Annotated in this window: 17 protein-coding genes; 14 read left to right on the top strand and 3 right to left on the bottom strand. The window is 30.6% G+C overall.

Annotation, left to right across the window (positions count from 1 at the left end):
* Nucleotides 1-15: 15 nt before the first annotated feature.
* Nucleotides 16-2,994 (bottom strand): DUF3427 domain-containing protein, encoded by a 2,979-nt coding sequence (locus tag ACFWTK_RS06170; protein WP_415875190.1) that lies wholly within the window; start codon nucleotides 2,992-2,994, stop codon nucleotides 16-18.
* Between the two features lie 374 nt (nucleotides 2,995-3,368).
* Between ACFWTK_RS06170 and ACFWTK_RS06165 the strand changes: the two genes are divergently transcribed.
* The 14 genes from ACFWTK_RS06165 (at nucleotide 3,369) to ACFWTK_RS06100 (ending at nucleotide 17,986) form a co-directional block, all read left to right on the top strand.
* Nucleotides 3,369-4,526: an HNH endonuclease domain-containing protein gene (locus tag ACFWTK_RS06165; RefSeq protein WP_061859036.1), complete on the top strand. Its 1,158-nt coding sequence runs from the start codon at nucleotides 3,369-3,371 to the stop codon at nucleotides 4,524-4,526.
* 40 nt (nucleotides 4,527-4,566) lie between these two features.
* Entirely contained in the window at nucleotides 4,567-5,094 is a 528-nt protein-coding gene (locus ACFWTK_RS06160; protein WP_061859035.1) for a hypothetical protein, read from the top strand.
* A gap of 52 nt (nucleotides 5,095-5,146) precedes the next feature.
* Nucleotides 5,147-5,866, top strand: a complete 720-nt coding sequence (locus tag ACFWTK_RS06155; protein WP_061859034.1) for a TRM11 family SAM-dependent methyltransferase — start codon at nucleotides 5,147-5,149, stop codon at nucleotides 5,864-5,866.
* A 99-nt stretch (nucleotides 5,867-5,965) separates the two neighbouring features.
* Nucleotides 5,966-6,748 carry a DNA-methyltransferase gene (locus ACFWTK_RS06150; RefSeq protein ID WP_242862649.1) on the top strand — a complete coding sequence of 261 codons (783 nt, stop codon included), beginning with the start codon at nucleotides 5,966-5,968 and terminating at the stop codon, nucleotides 6,746-6,748.
* Nucleotides 6,738-7,733, top strand: a complete 996-nt coding sequence (locus ACFWTK_RS06145; protein ID WP_156473398.1) for a DNA adenine methylase — start codon at nucleotides 6,738-6,740, stop codon at nucleotides 7,731-7,733. Before ACFWTK_RS06150 ends, ACFWTK_RS06145 begins: the two co-directional genes overlap by 11 nt.
* Before the next feature lie 22 nt (nucleotides 7,734-7,755).
* Nucleotides 7,756-8,655 (top strand): type II restriction endonuclease, encoded by a 900-nt coding sequence (locus ACFWTK_RS06140; protein ID WP_061859031.1) that lies wholly within the window; start codon nucleotides 7,756-7,758, stop codon nucleotides 8,653-8,655.
* Between the two features lie 292 nt (nucleotides 8,656-8,947).
* A complete protein-coding gene (locus ACFWTK_RS06135) occupies nucleotides 8,948-9,817 on the top strand; it encodes a radical SAM protein (protein WP_415875189.1) in 870 nt (289 codons plus the stop codon).
* A 144-nt stretch (nucleotides 9,818-9,961) separates the two neighbouring features.
* Nucleotides 9,962-11,146: a BMP family lipoprotein gene (locus ACFWTK_RS06130; protein WP_415875188.1), complete on the top strand. Its 1,185-nt coding sequence runs from the start codon at nucleotides 9,962-9,964 to the stop codon at nucleotides 11,144-11,146.
* Between the two features lie 124 nt (nucleotides 11,147-11,270).
* On the top strand, nucleotides 11,271-12,815 hold the full coding sequence (locus tag ACFWTK_RS06125; protein ID WP_415875187.1) for an ABC transporter ATP-binding protein: 1,545 nt from the start codon (nucleotides 11,271-11,273) through the stop codon (nucleotides 12,813-12,815).
* Nucleotides 12,808-13,986 (top strand): ABC transporter permease, encoded by a 1,179-nt coding sequence (locus ACFWTK_RS06120; protein WP_415875186.1) that lies wholly within the window; start codon nucleotides 12,808-12,810, stop codon nucleotides 13,984-13,986. The genes ACFWTK_RS06125 and ACFWTK_RS06120 overlap by 8 nt, the downstream gene beginning before the upstream one ends.
* 3 nt (nucleotides 13,987-13,989) lie before the next feature.
* Nucleotides 13,990-14,952, top strand: a complete 963-nt coding sequence (locus ACFWTK_RS06115) for an ABC transporter permease (RefSeq protein ID WP_415875185.1) — start codon at nucleotides 13,990-13,992, stop codon at nucleotides 14,950-14,952.
* A gap of 243 nt (nucleotides 14,953-15,195) precedes the next feature.
* Nucleotides 15,196-16,014 carry an ion transporter gene (locus ACFWTK_RS06110; RefSeq protein WP_415875184.1) on the top strand — a complete coding sequence of 273 codons (819 nt, stop codon included), beginning with the start codon at nucleotides 15,196-15,198 and terminating at the stop codon, nucleotides 16,012-16,014.
* Nucleotides 16,015-16,162: 148 nt separating this feature from the next.
* The gene (locus ACFWTK_RS06105; protein ID WP_415875183.1) at nucleotides 16,163-17,053 is read left to right on the top strand and encodes a C40 family peptidase; all 891 of its coding nucleotides are present in this window, start codon (nucleotides 16,163-16,165) and stop codon (nucleotides 17,051-17,053) included.
* 120 nt (nucleotides 17,054-17,173) lie between these two features.
* The gene (locus ACFWTK_RS06100; protein ID WP_415875182.1) at nucleotides 17,174-17,986 is read left to right on the top strand and encodes an alpha/beta fold hydrolase; all 813 of its coding nucleotides are present in this window, start codon (nucleotides 17,174-17,176) and stop codon (nucleotides 17,984-17,986) included.
* Between the two features lie 132 nt (nucleotides 17,987-18,118).
* Here the strand turns inward: ACFWTK_RS06100 and ACFWTK_RS06095 are convergent, their stop codons facing one another.
* Nucleotides 18,119-19,534, bottom strand: a complete 1,416-nt coding sequence (locus ACFWTK_RS06095; protein ID WP_415875181.1) for an MATE family efflux transporter — start codon at nucleotides 19,532-19,534, stop codon at nucleotides 18,119-18,121.
* Between the two features lies 1 nt (nucleotide 19,535).
* A complete protein-coding gene (locus tag ACFWTK_RS06090) occupies nucleotides 19,536-19,982 on the bottom strand; it encodes a MarR family winged helix-turn-helix transcriptional regulator (protein WP_415875180.1) in 447 nt (148 codons plus the stop codon).
* Nucleotides 19,983-20,024: the final 42 nt, after the last annotated feature.

The following is a 20,024-nucleotide window of genomic DNA, read 5'->3' as shown; positions in this document are numbered from 1 at the left end:
TTTTACTATTTAATATTATGAAATTATGTAATCATAAATATCCTCTCTTACTGGTGTGTACAGCTGATATCTTATTTCTACAGCGGTTTTGTTGGTATTTGCCATAGTAATTAGATTAGGAGTTCCTACAGCTTTGATTCTTCCTAGAAAATAAAATTCTTTTGATATTTTATCATCTTTGTTTTTCCTTACAAATAAACTCATTTGAACCCCATCCTTTTCAGCATTATATGCTTGAACAACATCTGCGGAGTTTTCTGTCCTTCCCGATTTAGATATAGCAATTAATTGCGACGGTGATTCAAATCTATCTTCATAATTTATAGTAGCGCTGATATCGTCGGACTTATTATAATTTATAAATACAGGATAGGTTTTAGTATTTTTATCAAACTTGTAACCTCCTATATTTAGAGCTACTTCGGCTTTTTCCCATTCTAGGAGTCTGCATACATCTTCATAAGTATATTTTTGGTACAACTGAAAATTTGTATCCATGTAGCGTTGACTATAATTTTTGTTATATCTATCTATACCAAACTCTATTGTTTCCAGTACTATTTTTTTAAAGTAATCATTTTTTAATTGCTCCATAAAGATTTCAGATATTTTATAATCATCATTATGCTTTTGTAAAAATATACAATCCTTATAGGTTTCTTTATTGCTTCCACTGAGAAATTCATTTGTAAGCACATTAACTATAGAGGTTTCTGTATGAACTGTGAAATCAATATTATATTTTACTTTAAGGAGTTCTTTTAATCTAGACATCAAACAATCTTTGTAATTAATCGCACAGTTAATCATTTCTAATTCATGAACTCTTTTTCCAGAAGCCAGCTTTTTGGAAATAAACTCTATAAATGATTCCTGTATAGGTGTAAGTTCTACATTATATTCTTTTTCATATCTAGTCAAAAATTTATGGTAAGAACCTAGGCTGTTGTTATCAAATATTCTTACAGGGTCAATGGAATTATACAGATCAAAATCTTTTAATTTAGGGATTCTACCCAATTTCTGTTTTAAATTATTGTAGCTTTCCTTAATGAGTTTAATATCATTGAAGTTAGCTTTATCTATGGATTCAAAAATACGTCTTTTAGAGATTTCATCAAAATTTATTGTAGAGCAGCCAGGAATTAATCTATTACCTTCCATAACATATTTTCTAATAGTGTCTTTGTTATAGCTTCTATCTCCTGAAAGAGCTATTGGAATCAAAAAATTATTGATATAGTTTCCTATAAAATCAATTATAACAACATATTCTTTATTTTTATATTTTCTAAGACCGCGGCCTAATTGCTGTACAAAAACTATAGGTGATTTAGTAGCCCTTAACATAACTACTTGATTAACTGCTGGTATATCTACACCTTCATTGAAAATGTCAACAGTAAATATGTAATCTAAACAATTATTTTGTTCATCTTGTTCTAAACGCTGAATAGCCTTATCACGTTCTTCTTGAGAGCTTTCACCAGTTAGAGCTAAGGTTCTTAAGCCACGTTCATTAAATTTATTAGACAACTCTTTGGCCTCTTTTTTATCACTACAAAATATTAATCCTTTTACTCTGTCACCAGAATAGCCGTAGAAGTTGATTTTATTAAGTATATGATCAACTCTTTGATCACTAACTAAATATTTGAATTCTGTAAAATCATCTAATTCTTTACCATCTATAGATATGTCAGTAATTCCAAAGTAATGGAATGGACAAAGCAGGTCTTCTTCTAAAGCTTGCTGCAGACGAATTTCATAAGCTACATTATAATCAAACATTTTGAAAATATCAAAATCATCTGTTCTCTCAGGAGTAGCGGTCATACCCAATAAAAATTTAGGCTCAAAATAACCTAATATTTTTTGATATGTCATAGCACCAGCCTTATGAACTTCGTCTATAACTATATAATCAAATTCAGTCTTATCAAAACTTAACATTACTTCATCCTTTGATAAAGTTTGTATTGTTGAAAAAAGAAACTCATTGTTTATATCTTTTGAGTTACCTGAAAGAATTCCCATACTTCGAGTATCACCAAAGACATTTTTATAGCTTTCCATAGCTTTTCTAGCAATTTGTTCTCTATGAATAATGAATAAGGCCCTTTTTGGATTGAAATTTCTAATGTCAAAAGCTGACAAATAAGTTTTACCAGTACCTGTAGCAGATATTAATAATGCCTTTTTAGCCCCAGATTTTCTTATATTATCTAAGGCCTGAATTGCAGATATCTGCATTTTATTTGGTTTTAATTTATATTGGGAAATTCTTGGTACAGTACTCTTCTTTGCAGTTTCTCTTTGCTTTATATATATATCTTCATAAGTTTCAATCCACTCTAAGGTTAAGTCCTCAGCTTCTCTCCACATAGCTTCAAATTCATTTAATACTTCTTCTACCAGTGAGCCTTCTTCTAAAGAAGATATTTTTATATTCCACTCTTTATTTTTAGTTAATGCAGTTTGAGTCAAGTTTGAACTGCCAACAATAAGTTTATAGTGATCTTTATGTTTAAATATGTATCCTTTAGTATGAAAATTATCTTTACTATAAAGTCTTATACTAATATTAGAAAACTCTAAAAGCTTTTTTAAAGCCTTTGGTTCGCTAAAGTTTAGATAGTCTGTTGTTAGAATTTTGCCTTTGATACCATGTCTCTCTAAACATTTTAAAGTTTCCAGCAGAGGTGTTACACCACTATTAGTAATAAAAGCTACAGATATCATGAATTCATCGCACTTTGCAAGTTCTGATGAAATATGGCTTAAAACTTTACTACCTTTATTGTAATCATTTATTATAAGCTTAGGCCTCAATGCTAAATTTGAATTTACTAAATTATTAATTAGTCCGGTTTCACTTGCTTTTAAAATATCTTTAGCAAGTATTGATTTTTCAGACGAGCGTGTATCAATGGATTTAAAATTTATATCTGATTTTAGAATTTGTATATTATCCATTTTAGTAGAGCTATCCATATTATCCTTCCTTAAATGTTTTTTGAGTTTTATATGGTTTTAGTATATTTATTATAAGGATTTATTATCATTAAATATACAATTTATAATAATATTTTACAGTAAGTTGTTACAAATATATAGAAGTAACAGCAAATTTAGTTAGATTTTGCTTAATATTATAGCACTTGCATATGATTTTGCTATATGTAGTAAGATAGTTCTAATCACTTTTAAGGTACAACATATGATATATAGTTGTGGAAAGTGTAACAATATATAAAAATAAAGGATGTTGAGTAAAAATATGAAAGTGGGTAATATAACAAATTATTAATAAGTAAACATAATAATAATCGAAGTTTTTATAAGAGTTTAGAAAAGAGGATAGGTATATGAATAATATTATTGACATTTCTTTGGATGGTTTATCTTATAAAGAGATACAAACTAGTAGATTACCCAATAGTAGTAAAGTGGATTCTAGAACTTTTTCAAGACTTCTTGATGATGATAGAGTAGTAACTAGCTATAAGATGTACTGGTTGCTTGGAATATTAGAGGAAGTAAGTCTAGGGAAAATAGAAATTGAATTTAATAGGATTATAGTTAGGATGATAATTGAAGCTTGGTATCCAATTGTGCAATATAGATTAAGTTTTGGCATATTTGATAATCTAAAAAAGGTTATAAATTATGTATCTGGAAAATATGGCTTTACTTCAAACTATAATCAAAGCGAACTTCTAAATTTTTTATGTGAAAGTGAAGATAGAGAACTTAAAAAGAGGATAAAAGAATTAACTTTCAATGTTCCATATAGATTACTTTCACCATTTTTTTCAGAGAAACTTAAAGGAAAGAAAGATAGTTTAAAGGAAAAGTTAATTACTGAGTTATCTTTAGAAAGTGATAGATGTCTTTATAAAATCATAAAAGGAGAGAAGGATAAAATTGTCTTAAATGAAGGATGGGATGATTATCTTAAAGAAAATTATAGAGGCATAAAATCATGGATTTATTATAAACTTGTATGCTTCCTTCAAAAGAGAAACCCTAATGTTCCTGCTATAGCTTTTAAGCTGGAAGCTCCTAAGGTTAGAAATCTAGCTACTGCTATAAAGCTTTGGAAAGAGATTATTGCAACAAAGGATGTTAAAGATATTTACACAGAGAAAGTTTTTATCGAAGAAAACTATGGTGTGCTAAGTATTGAATATTTTATTCCATGGAGTTTTGTGCTTCATGATGAGATGTGGAATCTTGCACCTACTTTTAAGAATATTAATAGTTCTAAAAGTGATAAGTTGCTTAATTACAGTAGATATATAGAAAACTTTTGTGATATTCAGTACAAGGCAGTAACATATCTTTCAGAAAAAAGAAAACAAAAAGATTTAGAAGGATATATTGATGCTTTAAAAATAGAGAATTTTACAGAGTATTTAAAATACAAACCTAAAAAGGCTTTTTGTGAGAAATTAAAGCAGTGTATTTTACCATTATATCAGATTGCTGAGAATCAGGGGTTTGAGGTGGTTGATGAGATTTAGGTATAAGTATTAGTGTTATTAATAGCGGAGGAGTGATATTATGCCAATTAAACGAGAAAAATTATCTGTTAATGGGACAAGAAAAGAAATAAGAAATCAAGTAATTCTGAAGTTTTTAGATGAAGAACCTGGGACAGGTAGAGGTGAAAAATGTTCTAAGTATATATATGATGTTGAAAGTTTAAAGAATGGAAATAAAGTTTACTTAAAAAGACCTGCAAGCTTAAATAAGGGTGTTGATTTTACGGTTCATATTGAAGATATAAAGTTTAGAGATAGAGGTATTGTGGACATGCCTAGTCATGATAATATTATTGAAGACCTTAAAATAAAGCTAAAGGAAGACCCAAATGAGTATGAGAGAGTAAGGAATGTTATAAATAAACTCTATAACTGTAAAGCTATAACAGAAGGAGAATATAATAAAATTAACTTTAAACAAGGACATCCTATAGATGCAATACTAAAAGCTATAAAATGGCTATTTATAGAGCAGGATGTAACCTATTGGAATTGGAGTGGCAGAAGTATGTTGTATAACGTTTTAAAAGATAATAATCTTGTTTGAAAAAGATTAGTATTTAATTAAATGTCAATAATCTTAATAGAGGTGATTATTGATGGAATCAATCAAACAAGAATTGCAACAAACTACTTTATGGAGTTTTAAGGAAAGAGGAAATTGGGCAACACATAAAGGAGATTATCCAGGAAATTGGAGCCCTTATATACCTAGGAATGTAATTTTAAGATATAGTAAAGAGGGAGATTTAGTCCTAGATCAATTTTTAGGCGGTGGAACTACAGCAGTAGAAGCTGCCTTATTGAATAGAAAATTTATAGGCATAGATGTTAATGACAATGCTTTATCTTTAGCAAGAAAAAGATGTAGAAACTATATTAATAAAAATGTAAATATTTTAAAAGGTGATGCTAAAAATCTTGTAAATATAAAGAATGAAACAATAAATTTGATATGTACTCATCCTCCATATTCTAATATTATCAGATATAGCAACTCTAATAAAGATGATATATCTTTACTACAGTTAGAGGAATATTATAAAGCTATGGATATGGTTGCAAAGGAATGTTTTAGAATTCTTAAAAGAGGATCATATTGTGCTATTCTTTTAGGCGATACAAGAAAAAATGGATTTATTGAACCATTAGGATTTAAAGTAATGAATAGTTTTATTAATGCTGGATTTAAAATTAAGGAAATTATAATTAAAGAGCAACACAATTGCTCATCTGCAAAAAAGTGGTTAGAGATAAGTAAAAAAAGGAATTTTCTTCTTATAGCTCATGAATATTTATTTGTTTTTAAAAAGTCTTAAAAGGGCTGTCACAAAGCTCTTTTTTTATGTAAAATAAAGAGTATATTTGTAAAGTAAAGAGTATAAAATTAAAATAAATTTGCAATAATGGTGATAATAGTGGCAGTATATAAAAAGGAAGATAATTTTATATTATATAATGATGACTGCAATAAAATTTTAAAAAAGTTGGAAGAAAAGTCTGTAGATCTAATTTTTGCAGATCCGCCTTATATGCTAAGTAATGATGGCATTACTTGTAAAAGTGGCAAGATAGCAAGTGTTAATAAGGGGGAATGGGATAGATCTAAAGGGTTTAAGGAAGATATGAAGTTTCATAGAAAATGGTTAAAAAATTGTGATAGAGTTTTAAAGGACGAAGGCACTATATGGATATCTGGAACCTATCACTGTATACATCAAATAACGTATATATTGCTAGAAATGGGGTATTACATAATAAATGAGATTTCATGGATAAAGCCAAATGCAGCACCTAACATGGGCTGCAGATGCTTTACTGCAAGTCATGAAACTTTAATATGGGCTAAAAAATCAAAAGAGTTTAAGCATACTTTTAATTATGAGTTAATGAAAGAAATGAATGATGGCAAGCAAATGAGAAGTTTTTGGATTATACCGACTACACCAAAAAAGGAAAAGCTTCTAGGAAAACATCCAACACAAAAACCATTGGAACTGCTTAGAAGGATAATATTATCATCATCGAAGGAAGGAGATTTAATATTAGACCCTTTTGTTGGTTCAGGAAGTACTGGAGTTTCAGCGCTTATGTATAATAGAAGATTTATAGGTATTGACATGGAAAAAGAATATTTAGAACTAACATACAAAAGATTAAAAGAATATAAAGTGAATCGGAGTGAACATGATGACAAATAATGCAAAACCATTTTTAAAATGGGCTGGAGGAAAAACACAGCTTTTATCACAATTTGAAGAATATTATCCTATAGAGCTTAAAGAAAATAAAATAAAGACATATGTAGAGCCTTTTTTAGGAGGAGGGGCTGTATTTTTTAGTTTACAATCTAAAGAAAATTGTAATTTCGAAAATATAATATTAAATGACATAAATAAAGAACTTATTATAACATACAAAGTTATTCAGCAAAAGGTAGATGAATTGATAGAATGTTTATCAGATTTAGAACAAAGGTATTTGAGAGCTGAAATGGAAGAAAAAGAAAAGATGTATTACTCTCAGAGGGAAGCTTTCAATATTGAAAAAACAAGTATTGATTATAACAATTACAGTGATGATTGGATACAACATGCAGCTAAAATGATTTTTCTTAATAAAACTTGTTTTAATGGTTTATATAGAGAGAATAAAAAAGGTGGATTTAATGTTCCGTTTGGGAAAAGAAAAAATGTTACAATTTGTGATGAAAGTAATCTAAGAGAAGTGAATAAAGCCTTAACTGGTGTAATACTAACTTGTGGAGATTTTGAAGAAATAACTAATGATTATGAAATAAAAAATTTAATAGGTAAAGATACATTTGTATATATAGATCCACCATACAGGCCGCTTAATGCAACATCTAACTTTAATGATTATTCAAAGGAACCTTTCAATGATAAAAGTCAAATTAGATTAATAAATTGGACTAAAAAATTACATGATAGAGGATCACTATTTATGTACAGTAATTCTGATCCAACTAATATACAAGAAAAAGATGATTTTTTTGAAGTTGAATTTGAAAAAGCTTTTCATGGAGATAGAAGTATTAAAATAAATAGAGTTCAAGCATCAAGGGTAATAAATTCTAAAGGTACAGGAAGAGGCAAAATAAGAGAACTTTTAATTACAAATTATGAAGTTAATACTAGTAAAAGAGCAGTTGGTATTATTGATTGAAATTAAAATAGGGGGTTTTAGTATGCAATATGAAAAATCTGATAGGATGTTTAATTATCTTATGAGTACTTTAAAAGATAGTATAAAGGGATGGGATTATTTTGTTAACTGGAATAAAGTAAATTTTAATGTTAAAAGTTTAGAGGTTGAACTTAACATTTTGAATTATTTAATTGGAAAAAATAATATAAAAGAAGAATTAAAAAAATTATTAACAGAATATCCTAAAGTTGTACAAGCATTGCCTATACTTATAGCATGCAGAGAAAAGACATTTAAAATATTAAAATCTAGAGATAAACAAAATATAAGTTTTGAAAATGAGATTTATGAATTTAATAAAAATAAAAATCTATCTGAAGAAGAGATAAGTAAGATTATCGATTTCTGTGAAAATACAGGGGTGCTTAAAATAATACAGGATAAGCAAGTAAAAAATTTAGTTGATTATGTAATGGGGGTAGAAGTGGGACTTGATAGTAATGGAAGAAAAAATCGTTCTGGTACTGCAATGGAAAGTTTAGTTGAGTCATATATAAAAGATTTATGCAAAAAACATGAGTATGAATATATATCCCAAGCTACACCTAAATCAATAAAAGAAAAGTGGGATTTAGAAGTAAAAGTAGATAAAGCAAGCAGAAGATTTGACTTTGCAATTAAAACGAATAGGAGATTAATTTTGATAGAAACAAATTACTATAGTTCTGGAGGTTCTAAGCTTAAAGCTACGGCAGGGGAATATAAGACTCTTCAAGACTTAATTACATCTGATGGACATGAACTTATTTGGATAACAGATGGACTAGGATGGATTACAGCAAGTAAGTCGCTTCAAGAAACATTTGAACATAATAATTATATATTGAATTTGACGATGATTCAGGATGGAATGTTGGAAGATATTATAACAGAGAAGTAATTTTATATATATTTAAATTTTTAAAGAATTCAAAAACAATGATTAAAACATTATTTAAATGAGTGAAAAGTATGATATATGATTTGGGAAGGTATATGTCCATATACAAAAATTCCACAATTTTAGAACTTATCAACAAATAAAAAGAAATAGTCACTTATAAATTGAAGTGGATATCTTTTTTATTATATTAAATAACATATTTCTCTACTTATGAACTCTATTCATCCTTATGATATAATGATGAAAAAGCCATGTTATTTTAAAAATAGTGCCTGAAAGGAGTGAAAATATGAGATATGAAGGAGCAGTATATAGACCGCCAAGTGAAGCATACAGTTTAATAATTCAAGTAACCTTAGGTTGTTCTCATAATAAGTGTACATTTTGCAGTATGTTTAAGGATAAGAAGTTCAAGATAAGAAAATTAGAAGATATATTTGAAGATTTAGAAATGGCAAGAGAATACTATAAATATGTTAAAAGAATATTTTTAGCTGATGGTGATGCACTTATATTAAAGACACAGGACTTAGAAAAAATTCTTCTTAAAATAAAAGAACTTTTTCCAGAGTGTGAAAGAGTATCTATGTATGGTACACCAGGAGATATTTTGAGAAAGAGTGAAGAGGATTTAATTAAGCTTAAAAACTTAGGATTGAAAATAATATATTTAGGAATAGAAAGCGGCAGTGATGAGATACTTCAAGATATAAAAAAAGGTGTAACATCTAAGGAAATAATTGAAGCTGGAAAGAAAGTAGTTAAAACCGGAATTAAGCTTTCTGTAACATTGATTTCTAGCCTTGGTGGGAAAGAAAAGTGGAAAGACCATGCAGTTGAGTCTGCAAGAGTAATAAGTGAGATTAATCCAAATTATTTGGGACTCCTTACTCTTATGGTAGAGCCTGGTACTGAAATGTATTATAAAATTAGACAGGGAGAGCTAACTTTATTATCTCCAAAGGAAGTTATGGTAGAAACAAGAGAATTTATTAAAAACCTGGAGGTAGATAACTGTATATTTAGGAGCAATCATGCTTCAAATTATGCTCCACTTGCTGCAACTTTAAATATAGAAAAACAAAGGTTATTAGAGCAATTAGATGATATTATAGAAGGAAATTATGATTTTAAAGATGAGAACTATAGGAGACTTTAGGTAAAATGAAGTAATTAGTTTTTATTGGGTATGATTACTATATTAGGGTGATATTAAATTTTAAGAATTATTGAAAATTCTATTAATTATGTTATAATTTAATTATTAACCTAACTAAATAAAAAAAGAATAGGGGGATAAATTATGAAAAAGATTCTAGGAATCGTGTTAACTGCAGTACTTTCTGTTGGGTTGCTAGCAGGCTGCGGTGGAGGAAATAACAGCAGTAAGAGCGGCGGTGACACTAACAAGAGCGACAGCAGTAGTAAAGGCTTTGAAATAGCTCTAATAACTGATAAAGGAAACATTGATGACAAGTCATTTAACCAAGGGGCATGGGAAGGCGTAGTTAAGTTTGCAGAAGAAAACAATATTACGCACAAGTATTACAAACCAGAAGAAGCTTCCGATGCTGGTTATCTAGCACAAATCGATCTTGCTGTTGCAGGTGGAGCTAAGGTTGTAGTTACACCAGGTTATCTTTTTGAAGTTCCAGTTCATGTTGCTCAATCAAAGTATCCTGATGTAAAATTCATTTTACTAGATGGAGCACCTCACGATGCTGATTATAAAGACACTACAATTAAACCAAACGTTGCAAGTATTACTTATGCAGAAGAACAATCTGGATATCTTGCAGGATATGCTGCTGTAAAAGATGGTATGACAAAATTAGGTTTCATGGGAGGAATGGCAGTTCCAGCAGTTCAAGCATTTGGTTATGGATTCCTTCAAGGTGCTGAAGGTGCTGCAAAAGAATTAAATCTTCCAGATGGATCTATAAATGTTACTTATCATTATACTGGAGACTTTGCTGAAACCGATACCAATAAGGCTACAGCAAAGACAATATACCAAGAAGGAGCAGAAGTTATTTTCGCATGTGGTGGTTCTGTAGGCAAGAGTGTAATATCTGCAGCAGCTGAATCTGGTAAAAAAGTAATAGGTGTTGACGTTGACCAAAGATATGATAGCGAAACTGTTATTACTTCAGCAACTAAGGGACTTGGAGCATCTGTTATTGCAGTTCTTGAATCTATCTATAAAACAAATAAATGGGATACTTATGGTGGAAAAACTACTGTCTTCGCTGCAGCTAATGATGGTGTAGGTCTTCCTACAACTGTTATAGGTGATGAAAAAGCAAATGCATTTGATAGATTCCAGAAATTCACTAAAGAAGATTACGATAAAGTATATGAGACACTAAAGAGTGGTTCTGTTAAACCTATTCGTACATTCAAAGTTGCAGACCCAGATGGATATGCAACAGCTGATGAATTAACAAAAAATCTTAACCTTGTTAAGGTTAAAGTTAAAACAAGATAGTAATAATAAAGGATTAGCAATAGCAAACAATATTGTTAGACTTCATATAATATGATGATCACAAGGGGAAAAGGTTATTACTTTTCCCCTTATTTAAAATAAGTATGATGTCAGGGAGGTTAACATGGACAACTATATTATTGAAATGGTTAATATAACAAAAGAATTTCCCGGAATTATTGCAAATGATAATATAACTCTCAGATTAAAAAAAGGTGAAATACATGCTCTCCTTGGAGAAAATGGAGCTGGGAAATCTACGCTAATGAGTGTACTATTTGGTTTATATGAACCCGAAAAAGGGGAAATAAGAAAAAATGGTAAAGTAGTAAAAATAAGAAATCCAAGAGACGCTAACGATTTAGGAATTGGAATGGTACACCAGCACTTTAAATTAGTTGAAAACTTTACTGTATTAGAAAATATCATTCTTGGTGTAGAACCAAGCAAAATGGGATTTTTAGAAAGAAAAAAAGCTAGAGAGAAGGTTTTGGCTCTTAGCAAAAAATATGGACTTCAGGTAGATCCAGATGCTTTAATTGAAAAATTATCTGTTGGAATTCAGCAGAGGGTTGAAATCCTAAAAATGCTATACCGTGATAACGAAATTTTAATTTTTGATGAACCGACGGCTGTTTTAACACCGCAAGAGATAGATGAGCTTATGGATATTATGAGAGGCTTTGCAAAAGAGGGAAAATCTATTTTATTTATTACTCATAAACTAAATGAGATTATGGCTGTTGCTGATCGTTGTACTGTTCTTAGAAAGGGTAAACTTATTGGCAGTGTTGATACAAAGGATACTACTAAGAAAGAACTATCTAGAATGATGGTAGGAAGAGATGTTGCCCTAAAAGTAGATAAAAAAGAGAGTAAACCTGGCGATGTAATACTTTCTGTAGATAATTTAACAGTTTCATCAGGTGCGGGTAAGAAGAATGCCGTTAAAAATGTTTCTTTTGATGTAAGAGCAGGTGAAATTGTTTGTATAGCAGGTATAGATGGAAACGGACAAACTGAATTAGTATATGCAATTACAGGGCTTGAAAAGCCAAGTGATGGAAAGATTACTTTATGCGGAGAGGATATTACAAAAGCATCTATTCGTACGCGCTCAAAAATAGGAATGAGTCATATACCAGAGGACCGTCAAAAGCATGGACTAGTATTGGATTATTCCATAGAGGATAATTTAGTATTGCAGCGTTATTGGCAGCCTGAGTTCCAAAAAGGAGGATTCCTTAGAAGAAAGGAAATTCGTGCTTATGCAGAAAAAATGATTAAAAAGTATGATATAAGAAGTGGTCAAGGACCTATTACTATAACTCGTAATATGTCTGGTGGTAATCAACAAAAGGTAATCTTAGGAAGAGAACTTGATAAAGAACATAAGCTAGTAGTTGCTGTTCAGCCAACTAGAGGTCTTGATGTTGGAGCAATCGAGTACATACATAAGCAGCTAGTAGCAACTAGAGATGCAGGTAAAGCCGTATTGCTTGTATCTTTGGAAATTGATGAAGTTATGGATGTAAGTGACCGTATTCTTGTAATGTATGAAGGTGAAATTGTTGGAGAATTAAATCCAAAGGAAATAACAATTCAAGAACTTGGTCTATACATGTCAGGCGCAAAACGTAATGTGGGAAGGGAGAATCAACATGCATAAGAAATCGCTTTCTTCAAATTTTAAAATTAATGTGCAAAAGATAGTGAAAAGCAAAGCAGCTTCTGCATTTACATCGGCACTACTAGCAATTATTTTAGGATTAATTTTTGGATACATTATTATGGCTATTGCAAGCCCTGAAAATTCTATGGATGGACTTAGGACGGTTATACTTGGTGGATTTTCAAGGCTTGGAGATGTATTCTACTTTGCCACTCCAATATTAATGACAGGACTTGCAGTAGGTTTTGCATTTAAGATGGGATTGTTTAATATAGGAGCATCAGGGCAATATACTATGGGAATGTATTTCGCTTTATATGTAGGATTTATGTGGAAATTGCCTAGTTCTATACATTGGATAGTTTGTGTTATTGCTGGTTTAGTTGGAGGTATGATTTGGGGATTTATTCCTGGATTCTTCAAGGCATTTATGAATGTAAATGAAGTTATTACTTCAATAATGTTCAATTATATTGGCATGTATCTTGTAGATATGCTTATTCAAGGAAATGGAGTAATGTATATTTCATCAAAGACTAGAACAGCATATTTACCAGCTTCAGCACAAATACCTTCATTAGGCGTTGCTAATTCAAATGCAAATGTATCAATATTTATAGCTGTTGCTCTAGCGGTATGTTTGCATATAATTTTGAATAAGACTGTTTTTGGATATGAACTTAAGGCAACAGGATTTAGTAAACATGCCAGTCATTATGCAGGAATGAACTCAAAAAGAAATACAATACTTACCATGGTTATCGCAGGTGGTATGGCAGGTCTTGGCGGTGCTTTTGCAATATTAGCGCCTTCTATGATACCAGGCAGTAGTATGACTTATGAGCCTGTAAATATTATTGCTGCTAATGGATTTAATGGAATTGCAGTTGCACTACTTGGTAATTCGAGTCCACTTGGGATCATTTTATCTGCTATATTTATATCACATATTCAAAGAGGTGGAACACTTGCAGCACTATTTGGATATAAACCTGAGATAATTGATGTTGTAATAGCCGTTATCATTTATTTCTCTGCTTTTTCAATGGTTATGCAATCAGCTCTTGGAAGGTTTATTAAGGGTGGTCGTAGAAATAAGAAACTTAAGAGTGATGCAAATAAAGAAGATACTGTTGAAATAAGTACGAATGATGGAGAGGAGGCATAGATTATGGATACATTATACTATTTAGTTCAAAATACTTTGCCAGTTGCAATTCCATTATTACTAGTAGCACTAGGTGGTATGTTTAGTGAAAATAGTGGTATTATAAATATCGCACTTGAAGGTATTATGCTTTTTGGAGCATTTTTCGGATGTCTAGCTGTTTTGTTTATGCAAAATTCACAGATGAATGTGCAGTTAATATTAATTATAGCTATGATTATAGCTGCTATTTCAGGAATAGTATATTCCATGTTATTGGCTTGGGCATCTATTAATATGAAGGCGGACCAGACTATTACAGGTACAGCTCTTAACATGTTAATCCCAGCTGCAATATTGCTATTTTCGAAAATGAAATTTAACAGTGATGGTATTACAACCAGTGTAAGTTTTTATATGAAGGAAATTCCTGTGCTAGGTAAGATTCCTGTAATAGGAGATTTATTTTTCAAAAACACATATATTACTGTGTATATTGGATTATTACTTCTTGTTATATCAACTATTGTTTTCTATATGACAAAATTTGGCCTTAGACTTAGAGCATGTGGTGAACATCCTCATGCAGCAGATTCTGTTGGTATAAGTGTTTATTTAATGAGATACATGGGTGTAGGCATTTCAGGATTTTTAGGAGGAATTGGAGGATTCTTTTATTCTGTAGGAGTAATGGATGGTAATGTAAATGGACACACAGGTGTTGCTGGTTTTGGTTTCCTTGCACTTGCAGTAATGATTTTTGGACAGTGGAGACCTATGAAGATATTTTGGGCATCTTTATTCTTCGCATTCCTTAGAACACTTGCATATTCAGTTTCCCTAATTCCTTTCTTAAATAATTTAGGCATAAATCAAACATTCTATAAAATGCTGCCTTATATTGCCACTATGATTGCTCTTATGTTTACTTCTAAAAAATCAAGAGCACCAAAGGCAGAAGGAATACCATTTACTAAGAGTAGGTAAAATAGAGATTATTAAGATAGTCACTTGAAATAAAAGTTCAAGTGACTATCTTTTTTTATAGTGGAAGTTTTATATTTCTGATACTAATGATGACCAAATAAAAAGGGCTAGGTAAAGTAATAGCTAGTGTAAGGGATAGTAGTAAAAATGCATATAGGGTACAGTAGTTGCTAAAAATAAAAGTGTTCATAATAGGGTATATATTTATGAAATTTAAATGCTAAGAAAGGAGAAATAAGCTCATTGAATTTGATTGATGAAAAGACGAAAAGTAAGATATATAGCATAATGTTTGAAAATGATACCCCAGCAGGAAGAGCCTTTGATATAGGATTGATTGTTGCAATTCTAAGCAACAGCATTTTAACAATTGCTAAAACTGTGGATACTATTAGAAACCACTATGGAATATGGATATTAACACTAGAATGGATTTTTGTAGTTGCTTTTACAATTGAGTATGTTTTTAGATTATTAGTCGTTAAGAATAAACTTGCTTATCTTTTAAGCTTTTATGGATTTATAGATTTGCTAGCCATTTTGCCTGCATATTTAAGCTTGTTCTTGCCCCAAATGAGAATTTTAGTTATTATTCGTATATTTAGGCTGTTGAGATTATTTAATATTCTAAATATGGGATCTTATATTGCTGAGTCTACTCGTCTGCTAGATGCGCTTATAGAAAGTAGGATTAAGATCATAATCTTTCTTTTTTCAAGCTTAATTATTATAGTGCTAGTTGGAGCAGTTATGTATATTGTGGAGGGCCCTAAAAATGGTTTTAACAGTATTCCTGAGTCGATGTATTGGGCAATTGTTACTGTTTCTACCGTTGGTTATGGAGACATATCTCCGAAAACATCTATGGGGAGAGTAATATCCAGTTTGCTTATGATTATGGGTTATGGAATACTAGCAGTGCCTACTGGTATCATCTCCAGTGAGCTTACCAATGCTCCTAAAAGACGTAGAAAAGCAAAAATTTGTCCTAAGTGCCATCATAAATCTTACTCGAAAAATGATAAATTTTGTTCTAAGTGTGGTACTGCCTTTAGAAATTGATAATATAACCGATAAATTAATTATTCCGAAAAAATATAAGAGAAAAAATATTAAACTCAAAAATATCACAATTATATAATGATTTTTTTTTACTAAAAAAGTATGGTATATTATACATATATAATGCATATTATTTAGGGGGGAAAGTATGGTAAAGAATGTAGTGATTGTAGCTGCGACTATATTACTTTTAAGTGGACAAACAGTTAGTGCAAGTACAGGAGAAATAACAGCCAGTAGTCTTAATGTGAGAGCAAAAGCTAGTTTATCATCTTCTGTCATAGGACATTTGTATAAAAATGATAAGGTAAATACTATTTCGAAAGAAGGAGAATTTTATAAAATAAATTATAATGGCAAATATGGATATATATATGATTCCTATGTAAAAATTTTATCTTCAGAAAATAGTAAGACCACTACAAAGACAGGTGAAGTTACAGCTAGTTGTCTTAATGTGAGATCTGGAGCAGGTACAGGATATTCTGTTATAGGAAAACTTTTAGAAGGTACAAAAGTTGATCTTTATGAAAATGTAAATGGATTTTATAAAATAAATTATAAAGGAAAAACAGGATACATAAGTGATGATTATATTAAAATTATACAAAACAATAATCAGCATTCAAAAATAAATGGAGACGATATTGTAAATTATGCAAAGAGCTTTCTAGGAATGCCATATGCTCAGAGTGGTACAACGCCAGCTAGGTATGATAGTAATGGTAAATATATAGGAGGCGGCTTTGATTGTTCTGGTTACACCCAATACGTATTTAAAAAATTTGGAGTAACATTGCCTAGAGTATCTAGGGATCAAGCTAACGTAGGAACTACAGTAAATATAAAAAATCTTCAAAAAGGAGACTTATTATTTTTTGCAACAAATTCAAGCCAGCCATCTCAAATTTCTCATGTTGGCATATATATAGGTAATAATGAATTTCTTCATTCTCCTAAACTTAATGATGTTATAAAAATATCTGAATTTGAAGGCTATTTTAGAAATAATTTTGTGGTTGCAAAAAGAGTTATTTAATAGTAATAGTTGGGTGATAGATCTTATATAAGATGATTATGAATTATCTTATAAAGCGTAACAATTTAATAAGCAATAGAATAACATATTCATATAGCTTTTTGCTTATGGAGGTTATTGATGGGATATTATATTGCAGTAGAACCTACTGTAAAAGTCTATGTGGAGGATCTTAATCCTGGAGGAAATAAGACAATAGTGTTTTTACATGGTTGGCCAGGCAGTCATAAGTTATTTGAATATCAGTTTGATCATCTTCCAAGTATGGGATATAGATGCATTGGAATAGATACTAGAGGCTTTGGAAACTCAGATAAGCCGTATAAAGGTTATGATTATAATCGATTAGCAGATGACGTTAGATGTGTTGTTAATGCCTTAAGATTGAAAAATTTTATACTTGTAGGACACTCAACTGGAGGGGCTATAGCTGTTAGGTATATGGCTCGTCATAAAGGATATGGAGTATCCAAGCTTGCTCTCTTTGCAGCAGCAGTTCCTAGCCTTATAAAACGTCCTAATTTTCCATATGGTTTAGAAAAAGAAGTGGTAGTAAATATCATTCAGGGAACATACAATGACCGTCCCAAAATGCTTAGAGATTTCGGAGATATATTTTTCTTTAAGTATGTTACTAAAGAATTGTCTGACTGGCTATTCCAATTAGGATTACAGGCGGCAGGATGGGCCACTGCTGCTGTTGCAAATACTTGGCTGCGTGAAGTACTATTTTATGATTTAGAAACAATAACTGTTCCAACCTTAATTCTTCACGGAATTCATGATAAAGTTGTTCCCTTCTCATTAGCTAAAGTTCAGGAACAGTGTATTGAAAATTCAAAACTTGTACCATTTAAATTTAGTGGCCATGGATTGTTTTATGATGAGAAGGATAGATTTAATGAAGAGTTAGTTAAGTTTATTGAAGGATAATAAAATATATAAACTGCTTAATTTCTAAAATACCTGATTTTATTTGAGGAATGCCATAATTTCAGAAGTTGTCCATAAATAAAAGAGATAGTCACTGGGAATAGAAGTTCAAGTGATTATCTCTATAATTCTTTAATCAATCTTATCTTTAGTTGCATCTTCTGTGACAGCAGCATTCAAACTTATATCAACCTTTTCTGTATTCTCTTCAGGCACTAGAGTTTTTATACAACGATAAAACCATATGCCTGTTACTAAAGAAGAGAAGAAGTCTGCAAATGGTGCTGCATGTAATAAACCCTTAATACCCCAAAATCTTGGAAATATTAGTAGTGCTGGAATAAGAAGAATTATTTGTCGTGTAAGAGTCAAAAATATAGCGGATTTAGATCTGCCAATAGCCTGGAAGAAGTTTGCTCCAGTAATTTGGAATCCAATAACAGGAAGGCATAAGAACCAGGTAATCAGTGCATATCTTCCAAATTCAATTAATTCAGGATCTTGATTAAATAGTGAAATCATCTGCTCAGGGAATAATCTTGTAACTATATATCCAACAATTACGATAACGGTAGCAGCCATTATAGCTAATTTTATAGTACTTTTAACTCTATGAAGTTTTTTAGCTCCAAAATTAAAACTGATAATAGGCTGAGAACCTTGAATTATACCGGTGATAGGCATTAGCAAGATAGTTTGTATGCTGTTTATTATTCCCATACCGGATATAGCAATATCTCCACCATAAATAAGCAAACTATTATTAAGTATTATGTTTAGAAGACTGTTAGCAAGTTGAAGTAAAAAATTAGGTAATCCTAGAGAAATAATTCTTAAAACTATGCTAGATTTTAACTTCATGTATTTTAATTTAAGCTTGTTTCGGCTTTTTTTACCTAAAAAATATAATATAACCCAAGTCGCTGAACTTAATTGTGATAAAATTGTAGCAAGAGCTGCTCCACTCATGCCCATTCCAAAAACATATATAAATATAGGATCTAGTAATGTATTTAATCCAGCTCCTAAGAACATAGTCAGCATAGCTATTTTAGGGTTGCCGTCAGCTCTGATAAAGTTATTTATACCAATGCTTATCATGTTAAACATGGCTCCAAATAAAATAATCCTCATATATTCCATTGAATATGGAAGTATGGTTTCACTAGCACCAAATAAAATCAATATAGGTTTTAAAAAAATCTGACCTAAAATCATAATAGAAAGTCCGGAAATGACTAAAAGTACAAAAGAATTTCCAAGAACATTTTCTGCTTCATCATGTTTATTTTCACCTAATTTCATAGAAAACAGAGTAGCCCCACCTACTCCAGACAAAAGACCTAGGGATAAGATTATTATAGTAATAGGAAAGCCTATGGTTATTCCTGCTAAACCATTAGCGCCTAAATCGCTGCTGTTACCGATAAATATTCTATCAACAATATTATATAAAGCATTAACGAGCATACCTACAATGGCAGGTATAGAAAACTTTATTAATAGCTTGGATACTTTTTCTTCTCCTAATGGATTTACATACTCCATATTATAATTCCTCCAATTCTTTTTTTATGTCTGTGCTTTCTACAATGTTAACCATTTTTTCCAGAGAGGATAGAATTAAATCAAGAGCTGCTGGATCTATATCTTTGGTTAAAAGCTTGTTCCAACCCCAGACTGCTTCTCTTATTTTATCCTTATAAGTTATTGCTTTATTCGTAAGATAAACTCTATTATATCGTTTATCTAAATCATCTTTATTTTTTATTACATAACCCTTTTCTTCTAAAGACTTTATAGCTCTAGCTGTTGCAGATTTGTCTATATATAAGTAAGATGACAATTCGTCTTGAGTTGCACCATTATTTTTATATAGGTACATAAGAAAAGCATATTCAGCAGAGCTTATATTAAATTTTTTTAAAGAACAATTGATATATATCTGAGACTGTCTATGCAAAATGGACATTAAGCATCCTAAGTTCCTTTTCAAAATTTCACCTCCATAATTGATAGCATTAATCATTATGGTGTA

It is taken from the genome of Clostridium sp. (genome assembly GCF_047777555.1).
In the GTDB taxonomy this organism is placed as follows: Bacteria; Bacillota; Clostridia; order Clostridiales; family Clostridiaceae; genus Clostridium_H.
Note: the sequence above shows the minus strand (reverse complement) of the source record. Positions and strands in the feature narration are given on the sequence as shown.